Genomic DNA, 25,404 nt, shown 5'->3' with positions numbered 1-25,404 from the left:
AATTAATCGAATATTATGAAATTAAAATATATACCCAGCTGATTATAAGTCAATAACAATACAACATCAACCAGTAAAACTTGCTTTGGATACCAAAATGATTGTCAACCTCTATTTTTAGTTGCTTTAGGTTTTATAGTTAAGAGATGAAGCAATTTAGCAAAATAATTATAGAGGAACTAGGAATATTTACAACTTATGTTTATTTATAATTTATAAATTACTTTAAAATTTATTTTGGGGCTATAATACATTCATCTAATGCATCTGAGATTGCTTTATTAGCTTCTATTTGTTTTATCGAGCAATAATGCTCAGTAAGCCTTTTTTTGTATAATAGTTTATTTTCTCCAGGGGTTCCAACTGGCCAATCTATAACCCCAGACTCATTAATTTCTTTTAGAAGCTGCAATTTATTTTTGATAATCGTACTCTGTGGTTTATTTTCTAATTTGGCTACACCTGTAACTAAATCAAATGTAAGAATTTTATTTTGTTTTTCTTGCAACAATAGTGCCATCTTACTTTTTTCTTCAGCAGCTTTAAGTTTCATTCTATTATCAATAGAAACTCGAGCCTTCTTTATTTGTATACCTAGATCCATACCTATCAACTTACAATAGTATTTATTATAAGAAATTGTCCTTTTCATTGCTATATTACATGCAGTTTCATTATTAATATAAAACAAATCAGAAACAGAGTTTACTTTAATAATAGGAGATAAATCTTTACTTAACTCGTCTAGTGTAAGAGGGACTACAAATTCATATAGCGTATGACCACCGCTTCCATACAACATGGCTGCTATAAAACATCTTAGATAATTGTTATAGTCAATGTTAGGCAAAGTTCCACGTTCCATTAAAGCAATAATCAACCTCAGTTGACATAGCATTGTTCCAGAAGGTGAATTGGCATACGGCAATACATGCAAGCTAAAAACTTTATTAGGCCAATTATCACCCTCTATCAACATTGGATTAGAATTATCTGTAGGTCGTTTATAAGTCTGAGGTCTAAGACTTGTTGCCAAATCATTTCTAGGGATCGGCATTTCTGTACGCATAAGTCCTAAGTTTCTATTATAAAGCGTTTTTCTTTCTGGCCGTATGTCACGTGCTCTATAATGCTCTTGATATAATTTAGCAGTTGAATAAATATCATGAGGTAGAAGTTCACCAGAATTCTTTGCAACATCAGTTGCGTATGCTCCTAATTTACAAAGGACCTGACATTTGGATAGAAAATCTTTAGGCATCCCAATGTTTGGTCCTTGACCAAGAATACCTTCAGATCCTATATGAAGATATTCTCCTTGACTAAGAGTCTTTTCATGATGTTCTTTCACAGCAGGGCCACCAAACTTAATTGCAGCAGCATATAAACTATTCAAATCTGATAAAGTTAAATATGAAAGGTGATGAAATAAAGTTTCACAACATAAATGGGTTTCAAAATACCGGCGTGTTGGATCATCGTTAATCCTTACAGGGTCAAATTGCAAATTATTTTTTTTAAAAAATTTTAAGTATTGTTCGGTATTAGTTAAATTATTAAGAACATTATCTTGTCTTATTATAAATTGATTTAACGCATTAGTAGATAAACCATCCAAATATAGGCGAGTATATTCCATATATCTAGGATCGTTATTGTCATAACTTGAAATTGTCTTTATTACATATTGAGATGGTGTAAGTTTCATTATATTCTCCTACTTTGCTTATATTGGTCTAAACACTAAACAATCAAAACTTGAAAGAAGTTTATATATTAAAGATTTTAATTTATATATAGTGAAATTGATAGATATAGTAAGTTTTTGATAGCAGGTTACTTATGGGTTACCATATATAACCTCATTTCGAGAATTATTTCATAGTTAAGCTCTTATAATTATTGATTTTAATTGGACTAATAATAAACTGAGCCAAAGCAGCCATGGTGAGTAAAAGCATTGTTTATAGATCTGTGCCTTGTGTGCCATAAAGTTAGATTACTCACCTTACGCAAAAGATTGCAAGTTTTAAAAAGATATTTAGAATACTGGACATAGGAAAAAATTCTGTTTTTTAAGAAATGGAGAAGGATTTACTAGACATATACACAGATTATCTTATAAGCCAAACTAAGTATGCTACGGCTACAAAATTATCAGATATATTAGATCAAGAAGTATCACATGACAAAATAACAAGGTTTTTAAACAAGTCAGATTTAACAAGCTTAGAATTTTGGAAGTATATAAAGCCTTTAGTTAGAAAACATAACAGCGAATACGATGTTCTTTGTTTGGATGATACAATTAGTGAAAAGCCAAGTACAGATGAAAATGATATAGTCTGTTGGCATCACTCTCATGCTAAAGGTGTTCATGTAAAGGGTATTAATATAGTCTCATGTATGCTTAGTACATCAAATTTATCTATTCCAATAGACTATGAAATAGTGAAAAAGGATGAGCGATATTATGATGAAAAAGATAAGCGGTATAAAAGAAGATCTAAAGTTACTAAAAACCAAATGTTTCAAAACATGATAAATCGAGCAGTTATTAATCATGTTAAGTTTAAATATATTTTGGCAGATAGCTGGTTTTGCTCTAAAGATAATATGAATTTCATACATCACACATTATCGAAGAAATTCATACTTGGTATGAAGTCAAATAGAGTTGTTGCCTTGAGTGATTATGCTAGAAAGAGTAAGGATTTTATTAAACTCTCTGAACTTGATATTGCTGATGGAGAATCTTTAAAGATATGGCTTAAAGATATGAATTTCCCTGTCCTTTTAACAAAAAAGATTTTCATAAACGAGAACGGTGCAAAAGGAATTTTATATCTTGTAACAAATGATTTAGAAATAGATTCTAATCAGTTATATCATGACTATCAAAAAATATGGCAAATAGAGGTTTATCACAAATCAATTAAGTGTAATAGCTTTGACTTAATCTGACATTGTGTATAAAATAAGATGTCAAATTAAGGAAGAATAAAATGAATGCATCTCAAAAGATAATCAAACCCAAATTGGGTCTGTTAGAATTAGCAAAACAATTAGGTAATGTCAAGCAAGCTTGTAAAGTGATGGGTTACTCAAGAGACAGCTACTATCGCTTTAAAGAGTTATACGATAATGGTGGAGAATTAGCTTTACAAGAAATATCCCGTAAGAAGCCATTAGAGAAAAATAGAGTTGAGGCACATATTGAGCAAGCAGTAGTTAATATGGCTTATGAATATCCGGCGTATGGACAACATAGAGTATCAAATGAATTAGCAAAGCAAGGAATATTAGTCTCAGGAAGTGGAGTTAGATCTATTTGGCTTAGACATGACTTAGAGAATTTTAAGAAGCGATTAACAGCACTAGAGACCAAAGTAGCTCAAGATGGCTTTATACTTACAGAAGCTCAATTACAAGCTTTAGAAAAAGAAAAAGCTAAAAAGGTTGCTACTGGTGAGATTGAAACGCATCATCCAGGTTACTTAGGATCTCAAGATAGCTATGTAGGGTATATAAAAGGTATAGGTAAGATATATCAACAGACATTTGTAGATACGTATACTAGAGTAGGATTTGCTAAGTTATATACAGAAAAAAATGCAATAGTAGCTGCTGATATGCTTAATGATAAGGTATTACCATTCTTTGAGGAACATGGAATAGATCTATTAAGAGTATTAACAGATAGAGGCACGGAATATTGTGGAAAGCTGGAGAATCATTCCTACCAGATGTACTTAAGCATAGAAGACATTGACCATACTAAAACAAAAGCTAACTCCCCTCAAACTAATGGTATCTGTGAAAGATTTCATAAAACTATGAAAAATGAATGTTATGAGACAATGTTTAGAAAAAAGGTTTATTCAACGATTGAGGAGATTCAGCAAGATGTTGATATATGGCTGGATTATTACAATAACGATAGACCACATTCTGGTAAGCACTGTTATGGAAAAACGCCTATGAAAACTTTTATTGACTCAAAACCTTTGGCAAAAGAGAAAAATTTAGGTAATATGTTTGATAAATCTGACACTAGTTTAGAAATAAATTCAGTCTCAAATTAATTGGTGACTGTCAGATCAAGTTTGAGCTACTACAGTGAACAAGTACCAACCTAGTCGTAAACTAGGAATCCTCTTCGTTCACTGAGAGGAGGATGTCAAAAGAAAATTTTTGAACCAATTTTAGAAAAATCCAGTTTTTAATAGTGATACCTACATTGAGCAATAAGAATATTATTATCCTGAATTTTATAAACTAAGCGATGTTCTCTATCAATTCTTCTTGACCAATATCCAGTCCAATTATGTTTAAGTGGTTCTGGATCACCCAAACCTTCAAAATAATTTCTTTTAATATCTTTAATTAGCTGATTTATACGCTTTAACTTTTTCTTATCATTTGCTTGCCAATAAAGATAATCATCCCAAGCATTAGTTGACCAAGATAATATCATTCTTCAATAAGCTCTTTTTGTATTGAAATACCAGACTCAAGTTCTTTTATTGATTGATCAAGCCTATTATAGTTATTTATGCTAGACATCAAATGAGCTGTTTCTTGATATGATTTAAAATCATCTAAAGACATAACAACAACAGCTTTTTTTTCAGAGCCTCTCGTAACAACAATAGGCTGATGGTCTTCAACGACGCTATCCATAGATGATGCCAGTTCACTTCTGAATGATGTATAGTTTAAAGTTCTCATAATTACCTCCAACTTATTGTACTAATGAATAGTATAGCATAAGTACTTATATAAGTACACAAATTATTGCTATAGATCTTTGGCTGATTTGATTAAACTTTTTAAAGATGGGCAATTCTCATTGCCTGGACGTAAGGCATTATTAAAAAGTGATGTTGACTATGAGGTTGTACTGATAGATGCAACTGAAACGCCCATTGAACGACCTAAAAAAAACAAAAAACCTTTTATTCTGGCAAAAAGAAGCGGCATACGTTAAAGACGCAAATTATCGTGGATAAGAAGAAAAAGGAAATTATTTGTACCAATTTTTGCAATGGCAAGAGGCATGACTTTAGATTAAATATAAGATTTACCATTTTTTTTACGTGAAGGATGAAAAAATTTTCTTTTGTCGAACCTTGAATTTGGAACTTCTGAAACTAAGTCTTTTCCTTGTTCTAAAGCTTCCCACAAACTTTTACTATCATCAATACCACTTGGCAAAACAAAACTATAACCCACTATTGCAACTTTTTTCATAAAAATACTCTTCAATAATTTAAAATAACATTAACACAAATCATATATAACATAGATTACAAAAGGACTTCATCACTTGCCATCACTTTCACATTTTTTATAATAAGAGCAACAAATAAATTCTCTTTAGGTGTAGTAGCTCAAACTTGATCTGACAGTCACCAATTAATTTGAGACTGAATTTATTTCTAAACTAGTGTCAGATTTATCAAACATATTACCTAAATTTTTCTCTTTTGCCAAAGGTTTTGAGTCAATAAAAGTTTTCATAGGCGTTTTTCCATAACAGTGCTTACCAGAATGTGGTCTATCGTTATTGTAATAATCCAGCCATATATCAACATCTTGCTGAATCTCCTCAATCGTTGAATAAACCTTTTTTCTAAACATTGTCTCATAACATTCATTTTTCATAGTTTTATGAAATCTTTCACAGATACCATTAGTTTGAGGGGAGTTAGCTTTTGTTTTAGTATGGTCAATGTCTTCTATGCTTAAGTACATCTGGTAGGAATGATTCTCCAGCTTTCCACAATATTCCGTGCCTCTATCTGTTAATACTCTTAATAGATCTATTCCATGTTCCTCAAAGAATGGTAATACCTTATCATTAAGCATATCAGCAGCTACTATTGCATTTTTTTCTGTATATAACTTAGCAAATCCTACTCTAGTATACGTATCTACAAATGTCTGTTGATATATCTTACCTATACCTTTTATATACCCTACATAGCTATCTTGAGATCCTAAGTAACCTGGATGATGCGTTTCAATCTCACCAGTAGCAACCTTTTTAGCTTTTTCTTTTTCTAAAGCTTGTAATTGAGCTTCTGTAAGTATAAAGCCATCTTGAGCTACTTTGGTCTCTAGTGCTGTTAATCGCTTCTTAAAATTCTCTAAGTCATGTCTAAGCCAAATAGATCTAACTCCACTTCCTGAGACTAATATTCCTTGCTTTGCTAATTCATTTGATACTCTATGTTGTCCATACGCCGGATATTCATAAGCCATATTAACTACTGCTTGCTCAATATGTGCCTCAACTCTATTTTTCTCTAATGGCTTCTTACGGGATATTTCTTGTAAAGCTAATTCTCCACCATTATCGTATAACTCTTTAAAGCGATAGTAGCTGTCTCTTGAGTAACCCATCACTTTACAAGCTTGCTTGACATTACCTAATTGTTTTGCTAATTCTAACAGACCCAATTTGGGTTTGATTATCTTTTGAGATGCATTCATTTTATTCTTCCTTAATTTGACATCTTATTTTATACACAATGTCAGATTAAGTCAAAGCTATTACACTTTAGGGTAGTTAATAAAGTAAATTTTAAGAAATAGTTTTCTTAACCACGCTCATAAACTTAGTCTTGATTAATTCTAAACTCTCTTGACTATCAGCCTCAAATCTTAAAACTAAACAAGGAGTTGTATTTGATGCGCGAAGAAGCGCCCAACCATTCTCAAATTCAACTCTTACTCCATCTATCGAAATAATATTTGTATCAGAAAATTCTTTTTTACATGATTGTAAAATAGCCTCTACTATTTCAAATTTAGTGTCTTCTGTAACATCCATATTAATCTCTGGAGTAGCTACACTTTGAGGAATCTCTGCAAAGATTTCATCTAAAGTTTTATTAGTTTTAGAAAGGATATTTAAAAGCCTAACGCCAGTATATAAACCATCATCAAACCCTGGCCATCTATCATTAAAAAATATATGTCCACTCATCTCACCTGCCAAATCCACAGGCTCTTGTTTCATCTTTTTCTTAATTAATGCATGTCCTGTTTTATACATAGTTGCCTTACCACCAAGACTTTTAACAAAATTATCTAAGTTTTTAGTTGATTTAACATCGTAAAGGATATGAGCTCCTGGCTTGTTACTGAGCACATCCTTTGCATAAAGCATAAGTTGTCTATCAGCTGCTATAATATCGCCACTATTAGTAACTAAACCAAGCCTATCACCATCACCATCAAAAGCTAGGCCAACGTCTGCCTTTAGTTCTCTTACTTTAACAATAAGATCTTGTAAATTCTTAAGTTTACTTGGATCTGGATGATGATTAGGAAAATTACCATCAACTTCACAATACATTTTAATAACATCGCAGCCTAGTTTTTCAAATAATTCAGGAGCTATGTTACCTGCTATACCATTACCAGCATCTATAACCACTTTAAGCTTTTTGCCAAGAGTTTCTCTCTCTAAAATAAAGTTTATATATTCTTGTGAAATATCTTTCTTAGTAGATACTCCTTCCCCTTGTGAAAAAATATTTTTTCTTATTAAGTTTTCTATTTCTAAAATTTCTTCATTTGCTAATGTATTATCAGCCAAAGTCATCTTTAAACCATTATAATCTGCTGGATTATGACTACCTGTCAGCATGATGCCTGTGCCATTGGTTAACTTTTTAGCAGCAAAATATAAAACTGGTGTTGGTACTGCGCCAATATTAATAACATCGCAACCACTTGCCAAAATACCGCTTTCTAAAGCAGCTAATAAACTAGGTCCAGATAAACGCCCGTCTCTAGCAATAGCAACTTGGTTTTGGTTTAACTCTTGTGCTTTTGTTCCAAATGCTAAACCTATATTAAAAACAACATCCTCATTAAGATCAGTTGGAACGACACCTCTAATATCATACGCTCTAAATATATATTTAGACATATTTTGCACATTTTTATACATCAAAACTCCTTTATAACAGATAATCGATATTATCCTCGTTATCAAAAACTTCTAAAATGGTTTCAAAACCAAGAGAAAAACAAATAACCTTAAAGGTCTCTGCAAGGTTATCACCCAGTAAAAGCTCCTTTAGGTCCTTATTATATATTAATTGATCCTTTTGGTCTAAGCTTTGAAACAAATTAGTAAACACCCTATCTATACCTGCTCTTTTTAAAAAATTAGCTTGATTCATATAACCGTCTAACTCAAAGCCTACTTCTGTAGCAGCTTCAGCAACTGCTGTAAAGTCAACATGCGAAGTTATATCTTGCAAACCTATATTTATAAAGGGATCAAAGTTAACTTGATGCTTATGATAACAAGCTAAAGTTCCCATACTACGTGCTGGTGTATAATATAATTTTCTGTGGTATCCATAGTCGCATAAAAATATAACTGCTTGATCTAAGCAATCTCTTAAAGATTTGATCCATGGACGTATCCAAGTGTTTAATTCACTGACATACCCATCTTCAAAACTTAAGTTGTCTCCTAATATTCTTTGAGCCTCATACTCAAAAAGAGAATCATTAGTTTGCAAATCTACAAATTTAAATTTACTACCATCAAAAGTTACACCTTGTTGGATAAGTTTGTTATCTTTTACATTAAAAATATCAACAGGCATAGCATCCAAAACTTCATTAGCAAAAACTATAGCTTTTAGTTTTTGTTTTGGAAGTTCTTCCAACCAGACAAACCTATCAAAAAGGTTAGGAATATTTTGCTTAATATATTTTTGCTGCTTTAGCTTAAGATCCGTACTTAGTTCGACTATAAAATATTTTTCTGGAAGTATCCCAAGCTTACTTAGCTCATCCATACAATCAGCTGCAAACTTACCTGTTCCAGAGCCAAATTCTACAATATTACCTTGTTGCTCAAATTCACGCAGTATGGTTGCAAACTGCCTTGCAAAAGTTCGTGCAAATAATGAGGTTTGTGAAGTTGCTGTGATAAAATCACCACCGCTTGATATCTTATCCCTAGAGCTAGAGTAATATCCATAATTTGGATAATACAAAGCTAGCTGCATATACTCTCTAAAACTGATACTTCCACCTTGAGATTTTATCTTTGCTACAACTCTTTCTTCAATTCCCATCACTAGTGGATATATTCTATTAAATAAACATATTGTATGGCGAAACTATCTTTTAATCAAAAAATATATGACTTTAACAAAAAAAAATATTAAAATCTTCTTTTAAAATAATTTTTAGTTTAAGAATAATGACGACTATCAACACATATCCCGTCGGTATAACGGGTGGAATAGCTAGCGGAAAGTCTACCGCTACAAAAATTTTAAAACAAAGACTTAATCTAAATGTGGTTTGTGCTGACACGATAAGCAGAGAAATAACCAAAAAACCTTCTGTAATTAAAAATATAGCTGAAAAGTTTGGTAATGATATAATCATAAACAAACAGATTAATAGAGCCATGCTTAGAGCAATTATTACAGAATCAAAAGAAGCTAAAAAATGGCTAGAAGATTATTTACATCCTGTAATTAATAGAGAAATAAAAAAACAAGTTAATGAATCCCCTACAGTTTTAACTATAATTGATATACCTCTACTTGGTCCATATAATATTCGCCACTATGACTACTTAAAAAAAGTTATAGTAATAAAAGCAGATCTTGAGACAAGAATAAAAAGACTAATGGAACGTGATGGTAAAGACAGACAACAAGCTGTAGCTTTTATAAACTTACAAATATCTGACCAAGAAAGAGAAAAAATAGCAGACTATGTTGTAGATAACACAAACTTAGATGACCTAGGGTTTGAAAATAGACTAATAGAAGTTATAAATGATATAACAAAGCTTGACTAGACAAACCCAAAAGATTATAATAGCCAACAATTATTTAGCACCCATAGCTCAACTGGATAGAGTACTCGGCTACGAACCGAGCGGTTGGAGGTTCGAGTCCTTCTGGGTGCGCCATTAATTTAACGTTGCGGGAATAGCTCAGTGGTAGAGCACAACCTTGCCAAGGTTGGGGTCGCGAGTTCGAGCCTCGTTTCCCGCTCCAAAATTCTCTAAACTTTATTCATCTAAGCACTTATTTACTGATGCTTAATGTGATAAAATCTTGTAAAGATTTATAACTTATGGATTTAATTGTTTTTTACAGCTTTTATTTAAGTTTCATTTAAACAAAAACTTAAATCTCAACCAGTGTAAGCTGCATTTTACGTTAAACATTAATCTATATATTTTAAAGAGTAATGGTATGACAAAAAAGATTATTTTAACAGGGATTACACCATCTGGTTCGCCACATTTAGGCAACTATATAGGTGCCATTAAACCAGCTATTGAGTTATCTCATAATGATGCTTATGAATGTTTATATTTTATCGCTGATCAACATTCTTTAGTCAAATTATGGGATAAAAACCTTAGACAGCAATATATCAAAGAAATAGCTTGTACATGGCTAGCTCTTGGACTTGATACAGATAAAACCATTTTTTATCGTCAGTCTGATATCCCTGAGATTATGGAACTAAACTGGATTATCGCAACAACTACTGCCAAAGGACTACTTAACCGCGCTCATGCATATAAAGCTTTAGTTGATCAAAACCTTCAAGAAGAAAATACTGATCCTGATAAAGGTATTACTATGGGGTTATTTAACTACCCTGTTCTTATGACTGCGGATATTTTGATGTTTGATGCTGATTTAGTCCCAGTTGGAAAAGACCAGATTCAGCATTTAGAAATAGCTAGAGACATAGCAAATCGTTTTAACCATATTTACAAAAGCTCTTATCTTAAAGCTCCTCAAGCTTTAACAAATGAAGATACACAAACAATTTTAGGCTTAGATGGACGCAAAATGTCAAAAAGCTACGATAATACTATCCCTATTTTTTCAACTGAAAAGAAATTAAGAAAACAGATAATGAAAATTATCACAAACTCACAAACTCCTGAAGAAAAGAAAGACCCTAATAGCTGCACTATATTTGCCATCTACAAAAGCATAGCTAATACAGATGAAATCAAAACTCTTGGGGATAAATATCTAGCTGGCGGACTTGGCTGGGGTGATGCTAAACAAATTCTGTTTGAAAAAGTAAACCAACATCTTTTATTAGCACGTGAAAAATATGATTACTTTATAAATAATCCTAACATAGTTGATGAAATACTTGCCAAAGGTGCAGCAAAAGCGCGTCCCTATGCTATACAAAAACTCAAAGAAGTTAAAGACACTATTGGAATATAGTTAATGGGTCAAGCTAAGAAAAATATAATAATAGCAAACTATAGTATTCATTCTTTAGCTCTAATCTGCTGGGCCAAACAACACTTATTAAGTAATTTTTTTGTACTATCAGTTGACACTGGTTTTGCATCACATGACTGGAATAGTTACTTAAAGAATGTATTTAGCTGGCTAGAGCAACAAAAAATTAACTATTTTCATTTAAAAGCTGAACACTCTTTCTCAGAGCTTGTTAATGCTCGTAAGCAATTTCCTTCTCAACAATTTAGCTGGTGTGCAGGTTTTTTAAAAGGAATAACTCTACTAAATAAGATTGATACGCTTGATCCAAATGCTGAAGCTACAATCTTACTTAGCCACCGAAAGGATTTATCTAAAATTTCACAACTGTTAAAAAATGTAGATGAAGAAGAAAAATATGATTATAGAAGACTCGAGTATCCTCTTTTAGATAAAACCTTTGAAGAGATAACTCAACTTACTAAAGATTTGCCTTTTAAGCCAGCAACCCATAGTCTTGAGTGTCAACCATGCATTCATATGACACAACAAGAGTTTAAAAATATTTCTTCAGAAGATATAAAAAAAGTAATATCATTAGAAAAGCAGATTAATGCTTGCATGTTTTTGGGCCAGCCTTTTGATAGTTTAAAGGATGAATTTTTAAGTGAAAAGAATATCTTGCAGGAGCTCTCAAAAGCTTGTAGTTGGGAGTATAGCTGTGGTTTATAAGGAATATTGCCTATGAATGAATATTTTTTATTTAGTTTACTAACTGTAGTAGCTGCTATGATGAGCTATATAAATACCAAATTTCTCAAACTGCCAAAAGCTATAGGTTTGACCATTCTTTCAATAACTTTTTCGGCAATTTGTGCATCTTTTTTAAGCACTACTAACTTTCTAGTAGTTGCCTTATCCAGTTTTGATTTCCAAACTACAGTCTTAGATGGGATGCTATCATTTTTACTTTTTGCAAATGCCTTACATTTTAATATGATTGAGCTAAAAAAAGAGCTAAAAGCAATTTTCGGGTTAGCTAGTGTTGGACTACTTCTATCTGCATTTACTACTGCAGTTTTAATATATGGCTTTTGTAAACTAGTCGGCTTTGAGCTTAGTTTTGGATATTGTTTAGTCTTTGGAGCATTAATCTCACCAACAGACCCTATAGCTGTAATTAGCACATTAGCTGGAAACAAAACTATACCAAACTATATAAAAACTCGTGTTGTTGGCGAGTCATTATTTAATGATGCTACAGGTATCGTTTTATTTGTAATTTTGTCAAATGTGGTTTTTTTTGGTAGCGGTGGAGAATTCGGGCAGTATATTGATAATAATGTTGATTATCTTTGGCTTATCACTAAACAGATTTCTATAGAAGCTGGCGGTGGGATTATCCTAGGTTATATTTTTGCAAGAATAGCTTTAGTCTTTTTAAAAACCAATAAAGATGCTGAAACCTCTATTTTTGTAACACTAGCTGTTGCAAGTATGGGTTACCTAATAGCACATAGTCTACACGTTTCTGGTCCCATTGCCATGGTCATAGCTGGTCTTTTTATTGGCAATAATTTATCAGATAACAAAAAATCTTGTCCCGACCAAGTTAAGAAAGTAGATAACTTTTGGATGATTATTGATAATATGCTTAATTCTTTTTTATTTATCTTAATAGGACTAGAGTTAACTAGCATAACTTTCAACCGCGTTGCTCTTTGGATTGGCGTAGTTGGTATATTCATAGTCACTTTCGCAAGATTTATTAGTATTTCAATACCTATTACTGTTATCGATAAGAAACTCACTAGAGCCTCAACAAAAGATAATATACTAGTAGCTTGGTCAGGGGTTAGAGGTGGAATATCTTTAGCATTAGCACTATCACTTCCTGACGAAGGCCACCTTATTGTTAGCGTGACATATATAGTAGTTATACTTTCTATATTAGCTCAAGGATCAACGCTAAAGATTGTGTTAAATATGATCTATCCACCCAAAACTATCAAACGTGCTGCCAATGACGAAATAGAAATAAGAAAAGCTTAAAAGACTCTGTTAATTTAAAGGTTTATTCATACTTATGGGTATAATAATCAATACCAAGATGTCTAACTAAAGCATTATCTATAGCTATTGCATCTGGGGTTGAGTCAGTTGGCCTTCTTGGATTTACTCTATCATTTACCCACGTATTATTATCCCAAAGGCTAGTTGTGTTTATACACTGTTGAACATAATTTGCTACCAAATACCTATTTTGAATTTCCATACACCCTTTAATAAATATATCAACGTATGACTGAATAATTGGGAATTCTTCATTAGGTTTTTGTATCGCTTTTGCATCTCTAGCATATATCCAGTAATCTCCTTGTTGAAGGTTTTTTAACCCTAAAGCTTCTACATCTGTACTAGGCACCTTATAACGGCAATAATCGCTTTCTCTTTTATCAGTAGCCTCAACCGCTTTTTCATTTGTTAGATAATACACCGCATTTAATGTGCTACCTGTCGATGGAACTGCTAATAAGAATGTACCCTTAAATGAGCCTGTTGCTCTTAATCCCCAAATTCTTTTAAAGTTTTTTACTTCTATTGGATAGGCATTTACCGCTTCAGGATTTGTTCTTTGACGTGATTTATCGTTTACTAAACTACCATAACCAATTATAAAATTTTGTTTAGAACCATCTATAGGTGGATGACAAGTGTCTGAAAATCCAGATTTCAAACTACATAAAAAAATCGCTAAACTCAAAAAACTTTTTTTCATATTACTATCTTCCTCATCTAGCTTTATTAGAAACTCTAGTAATTATTTTCTAATCTAGAATTATTAGCTCCACCTTGAGTATACATACTCATACCCATAGTTGAAGACATTAAGTTTTGATATTGAAAATTACGGCCATAAAAATCATAATAATTATCTGTGAACTCCTCAGGAAATGATCCTCGCAAAGTGTCTTGATTACTGTAATTATTGCTATAGTTATTATCTCTATAAGATTTATCCGTGTTATCTAAATATACTTTTTGTGAATAATTCTTTAATTCAACCGTCTTAACCACCGTAATAGGCTCTGATGAAAGATTTATTTCTTTAGAGCCTTTAAATTCAGTATTAGAAAAAGCAGCCACACCATTTTCTTGACCTTCATAAACATTAGCATACAACATAAATATTGACATTAACGCAAATATAAAAATCAGTAATACTTTCATTTTCTTATCTCTTTATAAAATTATTATTATTCTTTAATATTGCCAAAGCCTGATCATAATCACAATCATTTAATATCATTACTATAGCTATTTTAACTGACTTATTTGCTTTTATATAAAATGCTCCTGCTGTAGCATACTCAACGCCAGTAGCTTCACAAATTATTAACTTCGCTCTTTCGACTAACTTTTCATTAGTTGGCTTAACATCTATCATAAGGTTTTGATAAACCTTACCTATAGACACCATGGACAAGGTCGAAATCATATTCAAAATTAACTTTTGAGTTGTTCCAGCTTTTAACCTAGTTGAGCCTGTTAAAATTTCTGGTCCAGGTACTGCTTCTATACTATAGTTTGCGCACTCTGAGATCTTTGCTTTTTTCGTGCAACTAATCGCTACAGTTTCAGCTTTGACTAGCTTTGCATATTCAAGTGCTCCTATAACGTATGGAGTCCTACCGCTAGCTGCAATACCTATAACCATATCATTTTCACTTAAACCTATTTTCTTTAAATCTTGGTAAGCCAATTGCGGATCATCTTCAGCTCCTTCTTGGGCTTTAATAAAAGCTTTCTCACCACCAGCTATAATTCCAACTATCGTATTATAGTCCACACTAAACGTTGGTGGACACTCAACTGCATCTAAAATACCTAGCCGACCACTTGTACCCGCTCCAACGTATATAATCCTACCATTATTTCTAAGCACTTGAGAGCTTCGGGTAGTAACTTGAACTATGTTGTTATGCTGCTCTTTTAAAGCTTCGATAATGTTATATTCCTCATTTATCATCAAAGTTACTGCATCTGAAATAGACATTGTATCTAGATCAAAACTTTTTGAGTTTCTCAGCTCAGTATTTATATCCTTTAATATACTCATAATGTTATCTGCTTAACTACGCCTAATGGATAAAAATATTTACTATCTAAATATACAGGAGCCGGTATAGGTTCTTCTCCAGAACTATCACCTTGATCTTGTTGTTTATCCGGTTGCCTGCTTTTAATATCTATTCTATTATCCTTACTTTTTTCAAATCTATCTTCAATTTCATTTTTGTCTTTTGGTTCAAGCTTATCCCCTAGTTCATCACGTATTTCTTGAACTTTGGCATCTAACGCTTTGGATTGTATATAAATCTTATTAATAGTGTTCTTGACAGCCTCTAAATCAGCTAAGACTTGAGGCTCTTCACCGCTTAAATCTATTTCCTGTAAAATCTCTAAGTTTTCGTCCATCTGTATTACTTTTGTTTTAGTGAAAACAAATAAATAACCAAATTTAGGTATAATTTGCTCTACAATATCTTTATTCTGTTCATTGTTATCATCTTTGGATGAGAAAAGTTTAAAAACATCGTCTTCTTCGTCTTGCGTTTTGAGTTCTTTTTCTAGACCATTAATGCCAAAATCTAGAGATATAAAACTACCTAAACCTTTTTTGTACTCATAGCGATGTACTTTATCCGGCTCAAAAGTTACTATAAATAACGAATTGTCTGATTTAGAAATAATAACAGGCTTACCAAAGCTTTCTCCATCTATGTAAGTATCTAGACTTTTACCGACTCTATGATCACCATTATAGTTAAAATCACTTATACCCATAAGATTTTTACTTTCGTTATTTGGATGAAATATAAAAGCCATTTTTGCATCAAGATTATTAGCAAAATCTGGCACTAAAAGTTTCACATTTTCTTCTTTAAGACTAGCTTTTAAATTTAAGCTATCACCTAGTTTAAGGCTATATTGATTATTAGTAGTTGAATAAGTTGAATAATAAACTTCTAACACTTCTTGATTACCCTTCTTTTGATCAGCTTTTCTTGCTAAAAGTATTTGGGGAGGACCATCGCTATCCTCAAAATACCATGCTGCATCAAAAATATTTTCTCTAACAAATTGTGCTGCTGACGAACCACCTTTTGAATCTCCAGAAATAACTGGCTGCCACTTACCTATCTCATCACCTAATGCTTTTGTATCTGCTTCTAAACCTTCAATATTATCAGCTAGTAAATCTTCAAGAACAACACTAGTTGTAAAAAGCTTGTTTATATCATACATCAGTAGCATTAACTGCCATTGTCCATTTTCAAGGTTCCAACCAACCTTAATTTTATAGTCTGTACCCATACCTTGTGGAATTGGCACACCAATTTTTGCTTTATCTGTAAATATATTTATCTGTTTATTTTGTTTTTCAATAAAGCCAATAAAGCCTTTAGGCGCGTCTTTTAATCGCCCATCGATTGTTAAACGATAATTTCTTGCTTGATAATCTGTCATCGCAGCAATGTCTATCATTGGTACATTAATAGGCACGTAATCTGTATTATAATTTTTATAAGTATTAGCCGATGGAACGTTATAAATAATTTTTTTGGCTAAATCAGCTTTTGAACCATCATTATATGCTTTATATGTAGATTTAAAACTACTGTATTGCTGCGCTTGGAATAGTTCAGCATTACTATTTTTTGGAAAAAATGTTGAAATATCATCTTCATCTACTGTTATTTCAAAGGTACTATTACCTATTTTAAGCTCGCTTGGTTTAGAAAAATCAATATCGTCCTTAGCACTTGCTATATATGTTTCCCCAATTACTTTTTCATTGCTATTTTTTATAATACTTTTGGTAGTAAGTAAACCCATTTTAAAAGAATATAAAAGCGCGGTAAGCATCACCATAATCACAAAAGAGAATATCAATGCCATAAGTAATACAGATCCTGAATTTTTATTACTTTTTATCCTCTTGAACATTAAACTAATCTCTTTATGTATTTTCTAACAAAAATATCTTACTAAAAATATCATCCGCAACTTTAAAAGATATTCTCAAAGCCGCGACTGAATCACTTTTAACACTAATAGGCTGTGTTGCTATTTGCTTCCAGTTAAGGTTAGCACCACCTTGACTAATATCTGCATTTAAAACATACTCAACCTTCAGGTTACTTACATCGTTTATCAACTCATAAATCTCAGAATCATTAGCATTTTGTTTCACATACTCGTACAATGAATAAATTTTATTACCCTGTTTATCTTTTTGACCAGAATCTGCCACAAAAAATATTTCTAAAATATATTTACCAACATAGTCACCCACTTTAAACTTATCCTCAACGCGTGAATAAGTTGATACAAAATCACCTGTAACAGCCATAGTCTTTACCAAATCACACTCAAAAACATTACACAAAACCAAATAATCATCCATAGAAATATCTTTTTCTGGTACAACTTCTTTTTGAAACCTGTTTACCTTGAAAATATTATTTGATGAGTTAGTTTTTAGAGTTGAACTTAAGCTGGCACGCTGGATAGCTATATAATCTGTATTAGGTTGAATGCAGTAAATACTGTTTTGCTGACTGAAATATTTTTCATTTTTTACTCTCTCATCACAAGATTCTGGATCTAATGTTAAACTTTCTGGCAGGCTCTTAATGCCTTTTATAGGGCTTTTTCCTATAGTTAAAATTCCAAATTTCCCGAAGATATCACCAGAACTATCCCCTGAGTTATCCACAAGCTCTTGATACATATCGCCATACTTTGTAGCAAAGCCTATTTTTGAAATAGCGTTGTAGAAAATCTGTTTCGTTATAAGCTGTTTAGAATTGATCTGGTGTTTACTATTAAGCTTATTGTATTGATTTTTCATATCTATATAGACATTTATTGCCATCGCCATAACTATAGCTGCTATAACTATTGAAACCATTAGCTCTGGCAAGGTAAATCCAGCGATTTTTTTACTGTTCTTCGCCATCATTTTGCTTTATTTCTCTTTGTATAATCTTGACTCTATCTGCTACACCAAGCTTATCATCAAATGCAGCTATGTTTACCACCTTATATATAATTTCAACATCGTTAGCTTTAGCTTTTTTGGCCTCATAATCAGCTCTTTTAGCCATCTCTTTTATATCTTTTATTCCCAAAATTTTAAATCTATTCACAGGCTTTTCCTGCCCTAAAGACATAGCATTATTGCTTTGCTCTGTTACAACTGTTTTTTTAAATTTAATACCGTCTTTAGTTGCTGAATCATCAAAAACACCTGTTAGTCTATATACACTAACACGATCATCTAAAACACTTGATATCTCATTACGTCTATTATCTAACGTAATACTTACTAGAACACTATTTAACAGTAAAAAACCTGAAGAAAGAACAAACAGCAAAATTAATGCTGCCAACATTGCTTCGACAATACCAAGACCTGCTTGTGACTTTTTTTTATACAAAATTTTCCTAGCCTAAACCAAAATAAAAATAGATAAGAATTAAGCCTCTTTAAACTTCCCAAAAGACATTAATTTATCATACCTTTGTGAGTTGCGTTCTTCTACTGACATTTGGCATAAATCTTTTAACTCTTTAGTTAATGCTTTTTTGATATTTTCAGCTGTAGTTACGAAATCTCTGTGAGCACCGCCTAATGGTTCAGGGATTACTTCATCAACTATGTTTAACTCTTTCAACCTCCCTGAAGTTATATTCATCATTTGAGTAACTTCAGATGCTTTTTCCGCAGTTTTATGCAGAATTGAAGCACATCCTTCTGGGGAAATAGTAGCAAAATAGCTATATTGAAGCATTAAAAGTTTATCTCCCACACCAATTCCTAGTGCCCCGCCAGAACAACCTTCACCTATAACTGTACAAACTATAGGAACTTTAAGAGCACTCATCTCAAAAAGGTTTCTTGCAATAGCTTCACTCTGGCCACGCTCTTCTGCTTTAATACCTGGGTAAGCTCCTGGGGTATCAATAAACGTAATCACGGGCATATTAAACTTTTCAGCTAATTTCATAAGCCTTAAAGCTTTTCGATATCCTTCTGGGTGCATCATACCAAAGTTATGTTTTATCTTGCTTTTTGTGTCACGACCTTTTTCTTGACCTATAACCATAACAGGATGATTATTGAGTTTCGCTAACCCCCCTATAACAGCTAAATCATCACCAAAAGCTCTATCACCATGAAGCTCCTGGAAGTCAGTAAAGACTAAGGGTAATAAGTCTTTGAAGTATGGTCTATTTGGGTGTCTTGATAACTGTACTACTTGCCAGTCAGTCAGTTTTGAATAAATCGACTCCATTAATTCTAGTCTTTTTTTGTTTAGTTTTTTTAATTCTGCTTCCGTTTTTTCATCATCAAAAACATGAGAAAGCGAAGTAATTTTATCTTCTACTTCCTTAATTTTTGTCTCAAAATCCAAGTAATTCATCCTAGGTTCCCTACGTGTGCTTACAATATCTTAAAATAAGTTACCAAATATGATAAATTATTTTCGCAAAATAAAAAACAACTATGTATGATTTTGTTAGTTTGCTATGTCATAGATGTATTATATAATCATTGCTTAACTAATCACAATTTTAAGCTAGTTTAGATATGTCTAATCACACACCGATGATACAGCAGTATCTAAAGATAAAATCACAATACCCAAATATACTTCTTTTTTACCGTATGGGAGATTTTTATGAATTATTCTTTGAGGATGCTAAAGAAGCTGCCAACTTACTTGATATAACCTTAACAGCTCGTGGCAAGTCCAGTGGAGAGCCTATCCCAATGGCTGGAGTACCATACCATGCAGCTGAAGGTTATATTGCTAAAATTATTAAAAAAGGCTTATCTGTGGCCATATGTGAGCAAATAGGTGATCCTGCCACATCAAAAGGTCCTGTTGAGCGTCAAGTTACTCGTATTATCACACCTGCTACAGTTTCTGAAGAAGCTTTTTTAGATACAAATCAAGACAGTTTACTACTAAATATTTTTGTTAAAAATGATAAATACTACTTAGCTTATACAAGCTATACTCAAGGAAAGGTTTATTTACTTAAAACTATCAGTAATTTACCCGAGTTAAAAAATGAGGTGCTTCGACTTTCGCCTAAAGAAATTATAACTAACTGTAATAATATTGCTGTAGAGGGCTTTTTTAAAGTCCCAATAAAGCACCTTGAAGAGTGGTACTACAGTAGTTATGAAGCAAAGAAACAAATCAATAACACTTTGGATATTTCTCTAGCTACAACTGTGTTACAAAATACTAAGGCTGAACAATTGATAGCTATAGGTTCGATATTAGCTTATTTAACAGATATTTTAAAACAATCTCCTAAACATATTACAGATATTAGTTTTGAAAAAGATATTCAAATACTTAAGATAGATGTAAACAGTCGCAATAATCTTGAAATAGATAACAATTCAAAATCTAGTCTAATAAATATAATTGATAATTGTAAAACCAGTTTAGGTAGTCGTTTAATTAAAAGATATTTTAAAAATCCAATCAAGAACCTTGATAAAATAGCAATTCGCCATAATGTAATCAACGCATTAAAAGATAAACAAAGTTTTTTGAAGATCCAAGAGACTCTTAGATACATTAGTGACATAGAAAGAATAATTTCACGAGTTGCTTTAAATACAGTTAAACCAAAAGATTTGGTTTCATTACAAAATACGTTAGAAGAAATACCTAAACTAAAGAAATTATTAGAAGAAATATCTTCACAAGATATAAGCAATATAAACCAAAATATTTACCAGCTTGATGATCTAGCAGAGCTTCTTAAAAAAGCTATTATAGAAAACCCTCCAGCAACCATACGTGATGGTGGAGTTATTAAAGAAGGTTTTGATCCTGAACTTGATGAGTTAAAAGGTATTAAAGATAATTCTTATGATTTTTTACTAAAATTTGAACAACTTCAAAAACAAAAAACTGGGATTAGCAACCTCAAAGTTGGTTATAACCGAGTTCATGGCTACTATATCGAGCTTTCCAAACAATATGCTGATAAAGTCCCTATTGAGTACGTAAGACGACAAACTCTTAAAACAAGTGAACGTTATATAACTGATGAACTTAAAGACTTTGAAAACAAAATCTTATCGTCTAAAGAAAGAGCTTTAGCTAGAGAAAAGCTAATCTACGAAAATTTATTACAACAAGTGCTTAAATATTATATTCAAATCCAAAAATCAGCGCAAAGTATTGCCAAAATAGATGTTCTAGCTAACTTTGCAGAACGTGCAGTCAAGCTTAATCTAGTTCAACCAAGCTTTAATAGTTCTGAAAAACTTAATCTCAAAGATGTTCGTCACCTTGCTATAGAGCAAAATATAGATGAGACGTTTATACCTAATGATACTTTTCTAGGCAAGGATACTCATACTTTAGAAATTATAACAGGTCCAAACATGGGTGGTAAATCAACCTACATGCGTCAAGTTGCTCAGTTGATTTTCCTAGCACATATTGGTTCATTTGTACCAGCAAGTTCTGCGGATATTTGTGATATAGATACCATTTATACTAGAATTGGGGCTTCTGATGATATATCAAGTGGTAGATCAACTTTTATGGTTGAGATGACAGAAACTGCTTATATCCTTAATAATGCCACTGATAAGTCTTTAGTGATTATGGATGAGATAGGTAGAGGTACTAGCACGTTTGATGGCTTATCATTAGCAGAAGCTTGTGCTGAAAAGTTTGCTAAAATAGGAGCATTTACACTATTTGCTACACATTATTTTGAGCTTACAGAATTGGTTAATAAATATACTAATATTAAAAATACTCATTTTGAAGCTAAAGAGTACAAAGACAATATTTACTTTATGCATAAAGCTGTAGCAGGTGCTGCTAAAAAGTCTTATGGAATCCAAGTTGCAAAACTAGCTGGTATACCAACCGATGTTTTAGAATCAGCAACTAAAAACCTCCAAAAGCTAGAAAATAAAAACCCTTTAATCGACACTCAGCCAACTCAACAAGCCACTTTAGAACTAATTTCACCACAAGAAAGCTTATTACAAGCAAAATTAAGTAAACTTGACGTTAATAGTATCACCCCACTAGAAGCTCTAAATATTTTATTTGAATTAAAAAAACTTTCTTACTCATAGAAAAACTGAAAAAATTAAGAGGTATAAATCCATATGTATCAAAATGTTTGTCTTAACTGTGGTGACATAATCTTAAAAAAAGTACATGAATATTGCCAAAAAAAGGAGCAGCAACTTAAGGCTACATACTTACAAGATATTCGTTTCTCAAAAATGTCTAAAAATATCGCGCTTTTTGTTCTTGGGGCACCTGGTAATGGTTCACAGCATAGAAAATTAAAATAACTGTTTTCAATATAACTAAGTTAACCATATAGCTATTAATCTAGGCTAATTTTAAGGAAAAACCATCAATTACTAGTAATTTAGTTATACAATTTCTTCTAATTTGTTATAATTTTTTAAATCTACATTTATAATATTTTAGGTGAAAAATATGCAAACTGATAAAAACCAACCCTCTTTTTTAATTCAAAAGGTATATACAAAAGATGTATCATTTGAGACTATCAACTCCCCAGTAAGTTTTAAAGAACAATGGGCTCCAACTTCGGATTTTAATATAGATATAAATACAAAAAAGATAAATACTGAAAATTTTGAATTAGACCTAACAATCACAATAACTACAAAAAATAATAATAACAATGTATATATTGTAGAAGTGACTCAATCTGGGCTTTTTACAATTACAAATATGCCTGAGGAACAAGTAGAATCGGTGCTTAACACTTATTGTGCTAATACTTTATTTCCTTATGCTAAAAGAGTCATTGACTCGTCTATTATAAAAGGTGGCTTTCTACCTCTGAATCTAGCTCCAATAAACTTTGATGCAATCTACCATATGAAAAAAAAATCTCAACAACCAAAACACTAAAAAAAGAGTAGCAAATGGATAATGCACAAAATAGCTTAATTAAAATTTTAGGCTCGATAATGATAATAGTCGGCACCATGATAGGTGGAGGAATATTAGCTTTACCAATAATTACAGCTAAGCTTGGTTTTGTGATAGGCTCGATACTAATTATTGTCATCTGGAGTATCATGACATACACAGCTATAGTAATTTCCGATATTTCTTGCTCTATGCCATATGGAAGTAGCTTTAAAACTATAGCCCAAAGATACCTTGGCCAAACTGGTGGTATAGTAGCAAGTATAGCTTTTTTAGTACTTATGTATTTTATTAGCACTGCATATATTTCAGCTGCTGCCTCCTCATTATCAACCACCTTCCCTATGCTAGAACAAAAACTATCAGCTTTAATTTTTGTAATAATATTTGGTAGCATAGTCGTTTTGGGAACTCGTTTTGTAGATTATGCCAATAGATTTTTCATAGTTTTAAAAATTTTAGTTTTAGTCGTACTATGTTTAGTTTTCAATAAATATATAGAGCTGTCAAATTTACTTGAATCTCCTATTGATCTTGGCATATCTCTTGTAATTGCGATTCCTGTTTTTACTACATCATTTACTTCACATATCATTGTACCCGCTCTTTCTGACTATCTAGCTAAAAATACAAAAGATATGAAAAGAGTGATTATTATAGGAAGTATAATCCCTTTAATTCTTTATATAACCTGGGTAGTTACTATATTAGGAGTTCTTCCTTTGCATGGACCTATAAGCTTTATGACCTCTATATTTAGTCATATACCAGTTACAGAAGCCAATATTGGAGATATATTAACAACTCTGAGCCATAAAATTAAAACCCCTGTTACAGATATTGTTTTACATATATTTACTTATGTGGCAATTATGACTTCTTTCTTAAGTGTTAACTTATCACTTTTTCATTTTAATATAGACACTTATAAACTATATAAAACCAAAAGAGTTATAAGCTATTCTATTGCAACAGTACTGACTTTTGGTATACCTTTGATTATAAACCAACTTAACCCAAATATCTTTATATATGCCATGACTTGTGTTGGGCTTTCTATAGCGATATTGCTTATGATCATGCCTGCTCTAATGGCATTTAAAATAAATAAGCTTAAAGAAAGTTTTAACTATAAGATTTCTAGCTATAAAAGTTTATGGCTAGTATCTATAGTAAGCGGTGTAATTGTTGTACTGTGTGTTATCGCTTAAAATGTTACTTAACCTAAATTCTACTCTTATAAATAATTTTCTTGATAATATCCTATATCATAAAAGCTACTCTAATGAGACTATTGATAACTATAAAAGAGATTTATACCAGTTAAGTAATTTTATCGGGAATACAGACATTGCTAAGCTAAAATCTCAAGATATACTTGGTTGGATAAAAAAATTACATTCTCAAGGAGCATCTCCAAAAACATTACAAAGAAAACTCAGCTCAACAAGAAGTTTTTTTAACTTTCTAATTAACAGTGAGATAATTAACATAAATCCAGCTAGCAATATTAAAGCCCCAAAAGGCTCTAAAAAACTGCCAAAAGCTTTAAATATAGATGAATTAGCATATTTACTTGATATAACTCCTGGTAATGATATTGAAGCTCGTGACATAGCCGGTTTTGATTTACTTTATAGTTGCGGAATCAGACTTAGCGAGCTTTCAGCTATACAGCTAAAAGACATAAGTATGTCCCAATACAGTGTACGTGTAACTGGTAAAGGCAATAAACAACGTATAGTATACTTTGGTGAAAAAACAACTAATAGCTTAAAAAGATGGTTAAGCATTCGTGAAAAATACAAACCCCAAACCGAACATCTACTTATCTCCCGTGACGGCAAGCAACTTACAAATAGATCTATCCAGAAACGTCTAGAGTTATTTGCCCAAAAATACGCCTCTCGACACATTCACCCACATATGCTTAGACACTCTTTTGCAAGTCATGTCCTTGACTCTTCAAAAGATTTACTTGCTGTAAAAGATCTGTTGGGTCATGTTGATATTTCTAGTACCCAAATTTATACTCACCTTAACTTTCAACAACTAGCTAGTGTTTTTGACAAAGCACATCCAAGAGCTAAGAAAAAATAATT

The 25,404-nt window shown here is 31.9% G+C and carries 24 protein-coding genes, 2 tRNA genes and 3 pseudogenes; 14 read left to right on the top strand and 15 right to left on the bottom strand.

Translation table 11 applies throughout. From position 1 onward, the window contains the following. Positions 1-232: 232 nt before the first annotated feature. Both FRA_RS01375 and FRA_RS01370 read right to left on the bottom strand, forming a co-directional pair. Complete coding sequence (locus FRA_RS01375) at positions 233-1,708, bottom strand: hypothetical protein (protein WP_035721106.1); 1,476 nt, start codon at positions 1,706-1,708, stop codon at positions 233-235. Positions 1,709-1,874: 166 nt separating this feature from the next. Further along, a pseudogene (locus FRA_RS01370) lies at positions 1,875-2,004 on the bottom strand (IS982 family transposase); the annotation flags it as partial. Positions 2,005-2,082: 78 nt separating this feature from the next. On the opposite strand from FRA_RS01370, the pseudogene FRA_RS01365 reads away from it, so the two are divergent. Further along, positions 2,083-2,949, top strand: a pseudogene (locus FRA_RS01365) (IS701 family transposase); the annotation flags it as partial. 56 nt (positions 2,950-3,005) lie between these two features. Then, a complete protein-coding gene (locus tag FRA_RS01360) occupies positions 3,006-4,085 on the top strand; it encodes an IS481-like element ISFw3 family transposase (RefSeq protein ID WP_035718769.1) in 1,080 nt (359 codons plus the stop codon). Between the two features lie 137 nt (positions 4,086-4,222). Here FRA_RS01360 and FRA_RS01355 read toward each other — a convergent pair whose 3' ends face one another. Both FRA_RS01355 and FRA_RS01350 read right to left on the bottom strand, forming a co-directional pair. Beyond that, positions 4,223-4,477 carry a Txe/YoeB family addiction module toxin gene (locus tag FRA_RS01355; protein ID WP_035721100.1) on the bottom strand — a complete coding sequence of 85 codons (255 nt, stop codon included), beginning with the start codon at positions 4,475-4,477 and terminating at the stop codon, positions 4,223-4,225. Beyond that, on the bottom strand, positions 4,474-4,731 hold the full coding sequence (locus FRA_RS01350; protein ID WP_035721097.1) for a type II toxin-antitoxin system Phd/YefM family antitoxin: 258 nt from the start codon (positions 4,729-4,731) through the stop codon (positions 4,474-4,476). The genes FRA_RS01355 and FRA_RS01350 overlap by 4 nt, the downstream gene beginning before the upstream one ends. 97 nt (positions 4,732-4,828) lie before the next feature. On the opposite strand from FRA_RS01350, the pseudogene FRA_RS01345 reads away from it, so the two are divergent. Beyond that, positions 4,829-5,073: pseudogene (locus tag FRA_RS01345) on the top strand (transposase family protein); the annotation flags it as partial. Here the strand turns inward: FRA_RS01345 and FRA_RS01340 are convergent. The 4 genes from FRA_RS01340 to FRA_RS01325 form a co-directional block, all read right to left on the bottom strand. Then, positions 5,071-5,253: a beta-ketoacyl synthase N-terminal-like domain-containing protein gene (locus FRA_RS01340; RefSeq protein WP_035721095.1), complete on the bottom strand. Its 183-nt coding sequence runs from the start codon at positions 5,251-5,253 to the stop codon at positions 5,071-5,073. The pseudogene FRA_RS01345 and the gene FRA_RS01340 overlap by 3 nt on opposite strands. A gap of 165 nt (positions 5,254-5,418) precedes the next feature. Continuing rightward, a complete protein-coding gene (locus FRA_RS01335; RefSeq protein ID WP_035718769.1) occupies positions 5,419-6,498 on the bottom strand; it encodes an IS481-like element ISFw3 family transposase in 1,080 nt (359 codons plus the stop codon). 91 nt (positions 6,499-6,589) lie between these two features. After that, the gene (locus tag FRA_RS01330; RefSeq protein WP_035721088.1) at positions 6,590-7,966 is read right to left on the bottom strand and encodes a phosphomannomutase/phosphoglucomutase; all 1,377 of its coding nucleotides are present in this window, start codon (positions 7,964-7,966) and stop codon (positions 6,590-6,592) included. A 10-nt stretch (positions 7,967-7,976) separates the two neighbouring features. Beyond that, complete coding sequence (locus FRA_RS01325) at positions 7,977-9,113, bottom strand: class I SAM-dependent methyltransferase (protein ID WP_035721085.1); 1,137 nt, start codon at positions 9,111-9,113, stop codon at positions 7,977-7,979. A gap of 128 nt (positions 9,114-9,241) precedes the next feature. On the opposite strand from FRA_RS01325, the gene coaE reads away from it, so the two are divergent. The 6 genes from coaE to FRA_RS01295 all read left to right on the top strand — a co-directional run bounded on the left by coaE (position 9,242) and on the right by FRA_RS01295 (position 13,313). Further along, positions 9,242-9,853, top strand: a complete 612-nt coding sequence (gene coaE, locus FRA_RS01320; RefSeq protein ID WP_035721083.1) for a dephospho-CoA kinase — start codon at positions 9,242-9,244, stop codon at positions 9,851-9,853. Positions 9,854-9,890: 37 nt separating this feature from the next. Further along, a tRNA-Arg gene (locus tag FRA_RS01315) sits at positions 9,891-9,967 on the top strand. 13 nt (positions 9,968-9,980) lie between these two features. Continuing rightward, a tRNA-Gly gene (locus FRA_RS01310) sits at positions 9,981-10,055 on the top strand. Positions 10,056-10,256: 201 nt separating this feature from the next. Beyond that, on the top strand, positions 10,257-11,261 hold the full coding sequence (gene trpS / locus FRA_RS01305; protein ID WP_035721082.1) for a tryptophan--tRNA ligase: 1,005 nt from the start codon (positions 10,257-10,259) through the stop codon (positions 11,259-11,261). 3 nt (positions 11,262-11,264) lie between these two features. Then, positions 11,265-11,993, top strand: a complete 729-nt coding sequence (locus tag FRA_RS01300) for a hypothetical protein (RefSeq protein WP_035721078.1) — start codon at positions 11,265-11,267, stop codon at positions 11,991-11,993. A 12-nt stretch (positions 11,994-12,005) separates the two neighbouring features. Beyond that, positions 12,006-13,313 carry a cation:proton antiporter gene (locus FRA_RS01295; RefSeq protein WP_035721076.1) on the top strand — a complete coding sequence of 436 codons (1,308 nt, stop codon included), beginning with the start codon at positions 12,006-12,008 and terminating at the stop codon, positions 13,311-13,313. A 22-nt stretch (positions 13,314-13,335) separates the two neighbouring features. Here the strand turns inward: FRA_RS01295 and FRA_RS01290 are convergent, their stop codons facing one another. The 7 genes from FRA_RS01290 to FRA_RS01260 form a co-directional block, all read right to left on the bottom strand. Next, positions 13,336-14,040 carry a hypothetical protein gene (locus tag FRA_RS01290; RefSeq protein WP_035721072.1) on the bottom strand — a complete coding sequence of 235 codons (705 nt, stop codon included), beginning with the start codon at positions 14,038-14,040 and terminating at the stop codon, positions 13,336-13,338. A gap of 35 nt (positions 14,041-14,075) precedes the next feature. Then, on the bottom strand, positions 14,076-14,492 hold the full coding sequence (locus FRA_RS01285) for a hypothetical protein (RefSeq protein ID WP_035721070.1): 417 nt from the start codon (positions 14,490-14,492) through the stop codon (positions 14,076-14,078). A gap of 4 nt (positions 14,493-14,496) precedes the next feature. After that, positions 14,497-15,381, bottom strand: a complete 885-nt coding sequence (murQ, locus tag FRA_RS01280; RefSeq protein WP_035721067.1) for an N-acetylmuramic acid 6-phosphate etherase — start codon at positions 15,379-15,381, stop codon at positions 14,497-14,499. Then, on the bottom strand, positions 15,378-17,273 hold the full coding sequence (locus tag FRA_RS01275; RefSeq protein ID WP_035721064.1) for a hypothetical protein: 1,896 nt from the start codon (positions 17,271-17,273) through the stop codon (positions 15,378-15,380). Before FRA_RS01275 ends, murQ begins: the two co-directional genes overlap by 4 nt. Positions 17,274-17,286: 13 nt before the next feature. After that, a complete protein-coding gene (locus FRA_RS01270; protein ID WP_035721062.1) occupies positions 17,287-18,291 on the bottom strand; it encodes a PilW family protein in 1,005 nt (334 codons plus the stop codon). Further along, entirely contained in the window at positions 18,272-18,724 is a 453-nt protein-coding gene (locus FRA_RS01265; protein ID WP_051686796.1) for a hypothetical protein, read from the bottom strand. The genes FRA_RS01270 and FRA_RS01265 overlap by 20 nt, the downstream gene beginning before the upstream one ends. 84 nt (positions 18,725-18,808) lie before the next feature. Then, positions 18,809-19,756 carry an acetyl-CoA carboxylase carboxyltransferase subunit alpha gene (locus tag FRA_RS01260; RefSeq protein WP_035721056.1) on the bottom strand — a complete coding sequence of 316 codons (948 nt, stop codon included), beginning with the start codon at positions 19,754-19,756 and terminating at the stop codon, positions 18,809-18,811. A 167-nt stretch (positions 19,757-19,923) separates the two neighbouring features. On the opposite strand from FRA_RS01260, the gene mutS reads away from it, so the two are divergent. The 5 genes from mutS to FRA_RS01235 all read left to right on the top strand — a co-directional run bounded on the left by mutS (position 19,924) and on the right by FRA_RS01235 (position 25,402). Next, positions 19,924-22,461, top strand: coding sequence for a DNA mismatch repair protein MutS (mutS, locus tag FRA_RS01255; RefSeq protein ID WP_035721052.1), 2,538 nt, complete (start codon positions 19,924-19,926; stop codon positions 22,459-22,461). A 33-nt stretch (positions 22,462-22,494) separates the two neighbouring features. Next, positions 22,495-22,686: a hypothetical protein gene (locus FRA_RS01250; RefSeq protein WP_035721049.1), complete on the top strand. Its 192-nt coding sequence runs from the start codon at positions 22,495-22,497 to the stop codon at positions 22,684-22,686. Between the two features lie 151 nt (positions 22,687-22,837). Then, positions 22,838-23,281 (top strand): protein-export chaperone SecB, encoded by a 444-nt coding sequence (gene secB, locus FRA_RS01245; RefSeq protein ID WP_035721046.1) that lies wholly within the window; start codon positions 22,838-22,840, stop codon positions 23,279-23,281. 14 nt (positions 23,282-23,295) lie between these two features. Next, a complete protein-coding gene (locus tag FRA_RS01240; RefSeq protein ID WP_035721043.1) occupies positions 23,296-24,513 on the top strand; it encodes an amino acid permease in 1,218 nt (405 codons plus the stop codon). A gap of 1 nt (position 24,514) precedes the next feature. Then, positions 24,515-25,402: a tyrosine-type recombinase/integrase gene (locus tag FRA_RS01235; protein ID WP_035721040.1), complete on the top strand. Its 888-nt coding sequence runs from the start codon at positions 24,515-24,517 to the stop codon at positions 25,400-25,402. The last annotated feature ends 2 nt before the right edge of the window (positions 25,403-25,404 follow it).

The organism is Allofrancisella heilbronnii, from assembly GCF_000710735.2.
Classification (GTDB): domain Bacteria; phylum Pseudomonadota; class Gammaproteobacteria; order Francisellales; family Francisellaceae; genus Francisella; species Francisella frigidaquae.
The sequence above is the reverse complement of the archived record's forward strand: the minus strand, read 5'-3'. Positions and strand labels throughout refer to the sequence as shown.

Bases quoted from the DNA above. Each gene is read 5' to 3' on its own strand.
- FRA_RS01375 (WP_035721106.1), bottom strand. From the start codon at position 1,708: ATGAAACTTACACCATCTCAATATGTAATAAAGACAATTTCAAGTTAT.
- FRA_RS01360 (WP_035718769.1), top strand. From the start codon at position 3,006: ATGAATGCATCTCAAAAGATAATCAAACCCAAATTGGGTCTGTTAGAA.
- FRA_RS01355 (WP_035721100.1), bottom strand. From the start codon at position 4,477: ATGATATTATCTTGGTCAACTAATGCTTGGGATGATTATCTTTATTGG.
- FRA_RS01350 (WP_035721097.1), bottom strand. From the start codon at position 4,731: ATGAGAACTTTAAACTATACATCATTCAGAAGTGAACTGGCATCATCT.
- FRA_RS01340 (WP_035721095.1), bottom strand. From the start codon at position 5,253: ATGAAAAAAGTTGCAATAGTGGGTTATAGTTTTGTTTTGCCAAGTGGT.
- FRA_RS01335 (WP_035718769.1), bottom strand. From the start codon at position 6,498: ATGAATGCATCTCAAAAGATAATCAAACCCAAATTGGGTCTGTTAGAA.
- FRA_RS01330 (WP_035721088.1), bottom strand. From the start codon at position 7,966: ATGTATAAAAATGTGCAAAATATGTCTAAATATATATTTAGAGCGTAT.
- FRA_RS01325 (WP_035721085.1), bottom strand. From the start codon at position 9,113: ATGGGAATTGAAGAAAGAGTTGTAGCAAAGATAAAATCTCAAGGTGGA.
- coaE (WP_035721083.1), top strand. From the start codon at position 9,242: ATGACGACTATCAACACATATCCCGTCGGTATAACGGGTGGAATAGCT.
- trpS (WP_035721082.1), top strand. From the start codon at position 10,257: ATGACAAAAAAGATTATTTTAACAGGGATTACACCATCTGGTTCGCCA.
- FRA_RS01300 (WP_035721078.1), top strand. From the start codon at position 11,265: ATGGGTCAAGCTAAGAAAAATATAATAATAGCAAACTATAGTATTCAT.
- FRA_RS01295 (WP_035721076.1), top strand. From the start codon at position 12,006: ATGAATGAATATTTTTTATTTAGTTTACTAACTGTAGTAGCTGCTATG.
- FRA_RS01290 (WP_035721072.1), bottom strand. From the start codon at position 14,040: ATGAAAAAAAGTTTTTTGAGTTTAGCGATTTTTTTATGTAGTTTGAAA.
- FRA_RS01285 (WP_035721070.1), bottom strand. From the start codon at position 14,492: ATGAAAGTATTACTGATTTTTATATTTGCGTTAATGTCAATATTTATG.
- murQ (WP_035721067.1), bottom strand. From the start codon at position 15,381: ATGAGTATATTAAAGGATATAAATACTGAGCTGAGAAACTCAAAAAGT.
- FRA_RS01275 (WP_035721064.1), bottom strand. From the start codon at position 17,273: ATGTTCAAGAGGATAAAAAGTAATAAAAATTCAGGATCTGTATTACTT.
- FRA_RS01270 (WP_035721062.1), bottom strand. From the start codon at position 18,291: ATGATGGCGAAGAACAGTAAAAAAATCGCTGGATTTACCTTGCCAGAG.
- FRA_RS01265 (WP_051686796.1), bottom strand. From the start codon at position 18,724: ATGTTGGCAGCATTAATTTTGCTGTTTGTTCTTTCTTCAGGTTTTTTA.
- FRA_RS01260 (WP_035721056.1), bottom strand. From the start codon at position 19,756: ATGAATTACTTGGATTTTGAGACAAAAATTAAGGAAGTAGAAGATAAA.
- mutS (WP_035721052.1), top strand. From the start codon at position 19,924: ATGTCTAATCACACACCGATGATACAGCAGTATCTAAAGATAAAATCA.
- FRA_RS01250 (WP_035721049.1), top strand. From the start codon at position 22,495: ATGTATCAAAATGTTTGTCTTAACTGTGGTGACATAATCTTAAAAAAA.
- secB (WP_035721046.1), top strand. From the start codon at position 22,838: ATGCAAACTGATAAAAACCAACCCTCTTTTTTAATTCAAAAGGTATAT.
- FRA_RS01240 (WP_035721043.1), top strand. From the start codon at position 23,296: ATGGATAATGCACAAAATAGCTTAATTAAAATTTTAGGCTCGATAATG.
- FRA_RS01235 (WP_035721040.1), top strand. From the start codon at position 24,515: ATGTTACTTAACCTAAATTCTACTCTTATAAATAATTTTCTTGATAAT.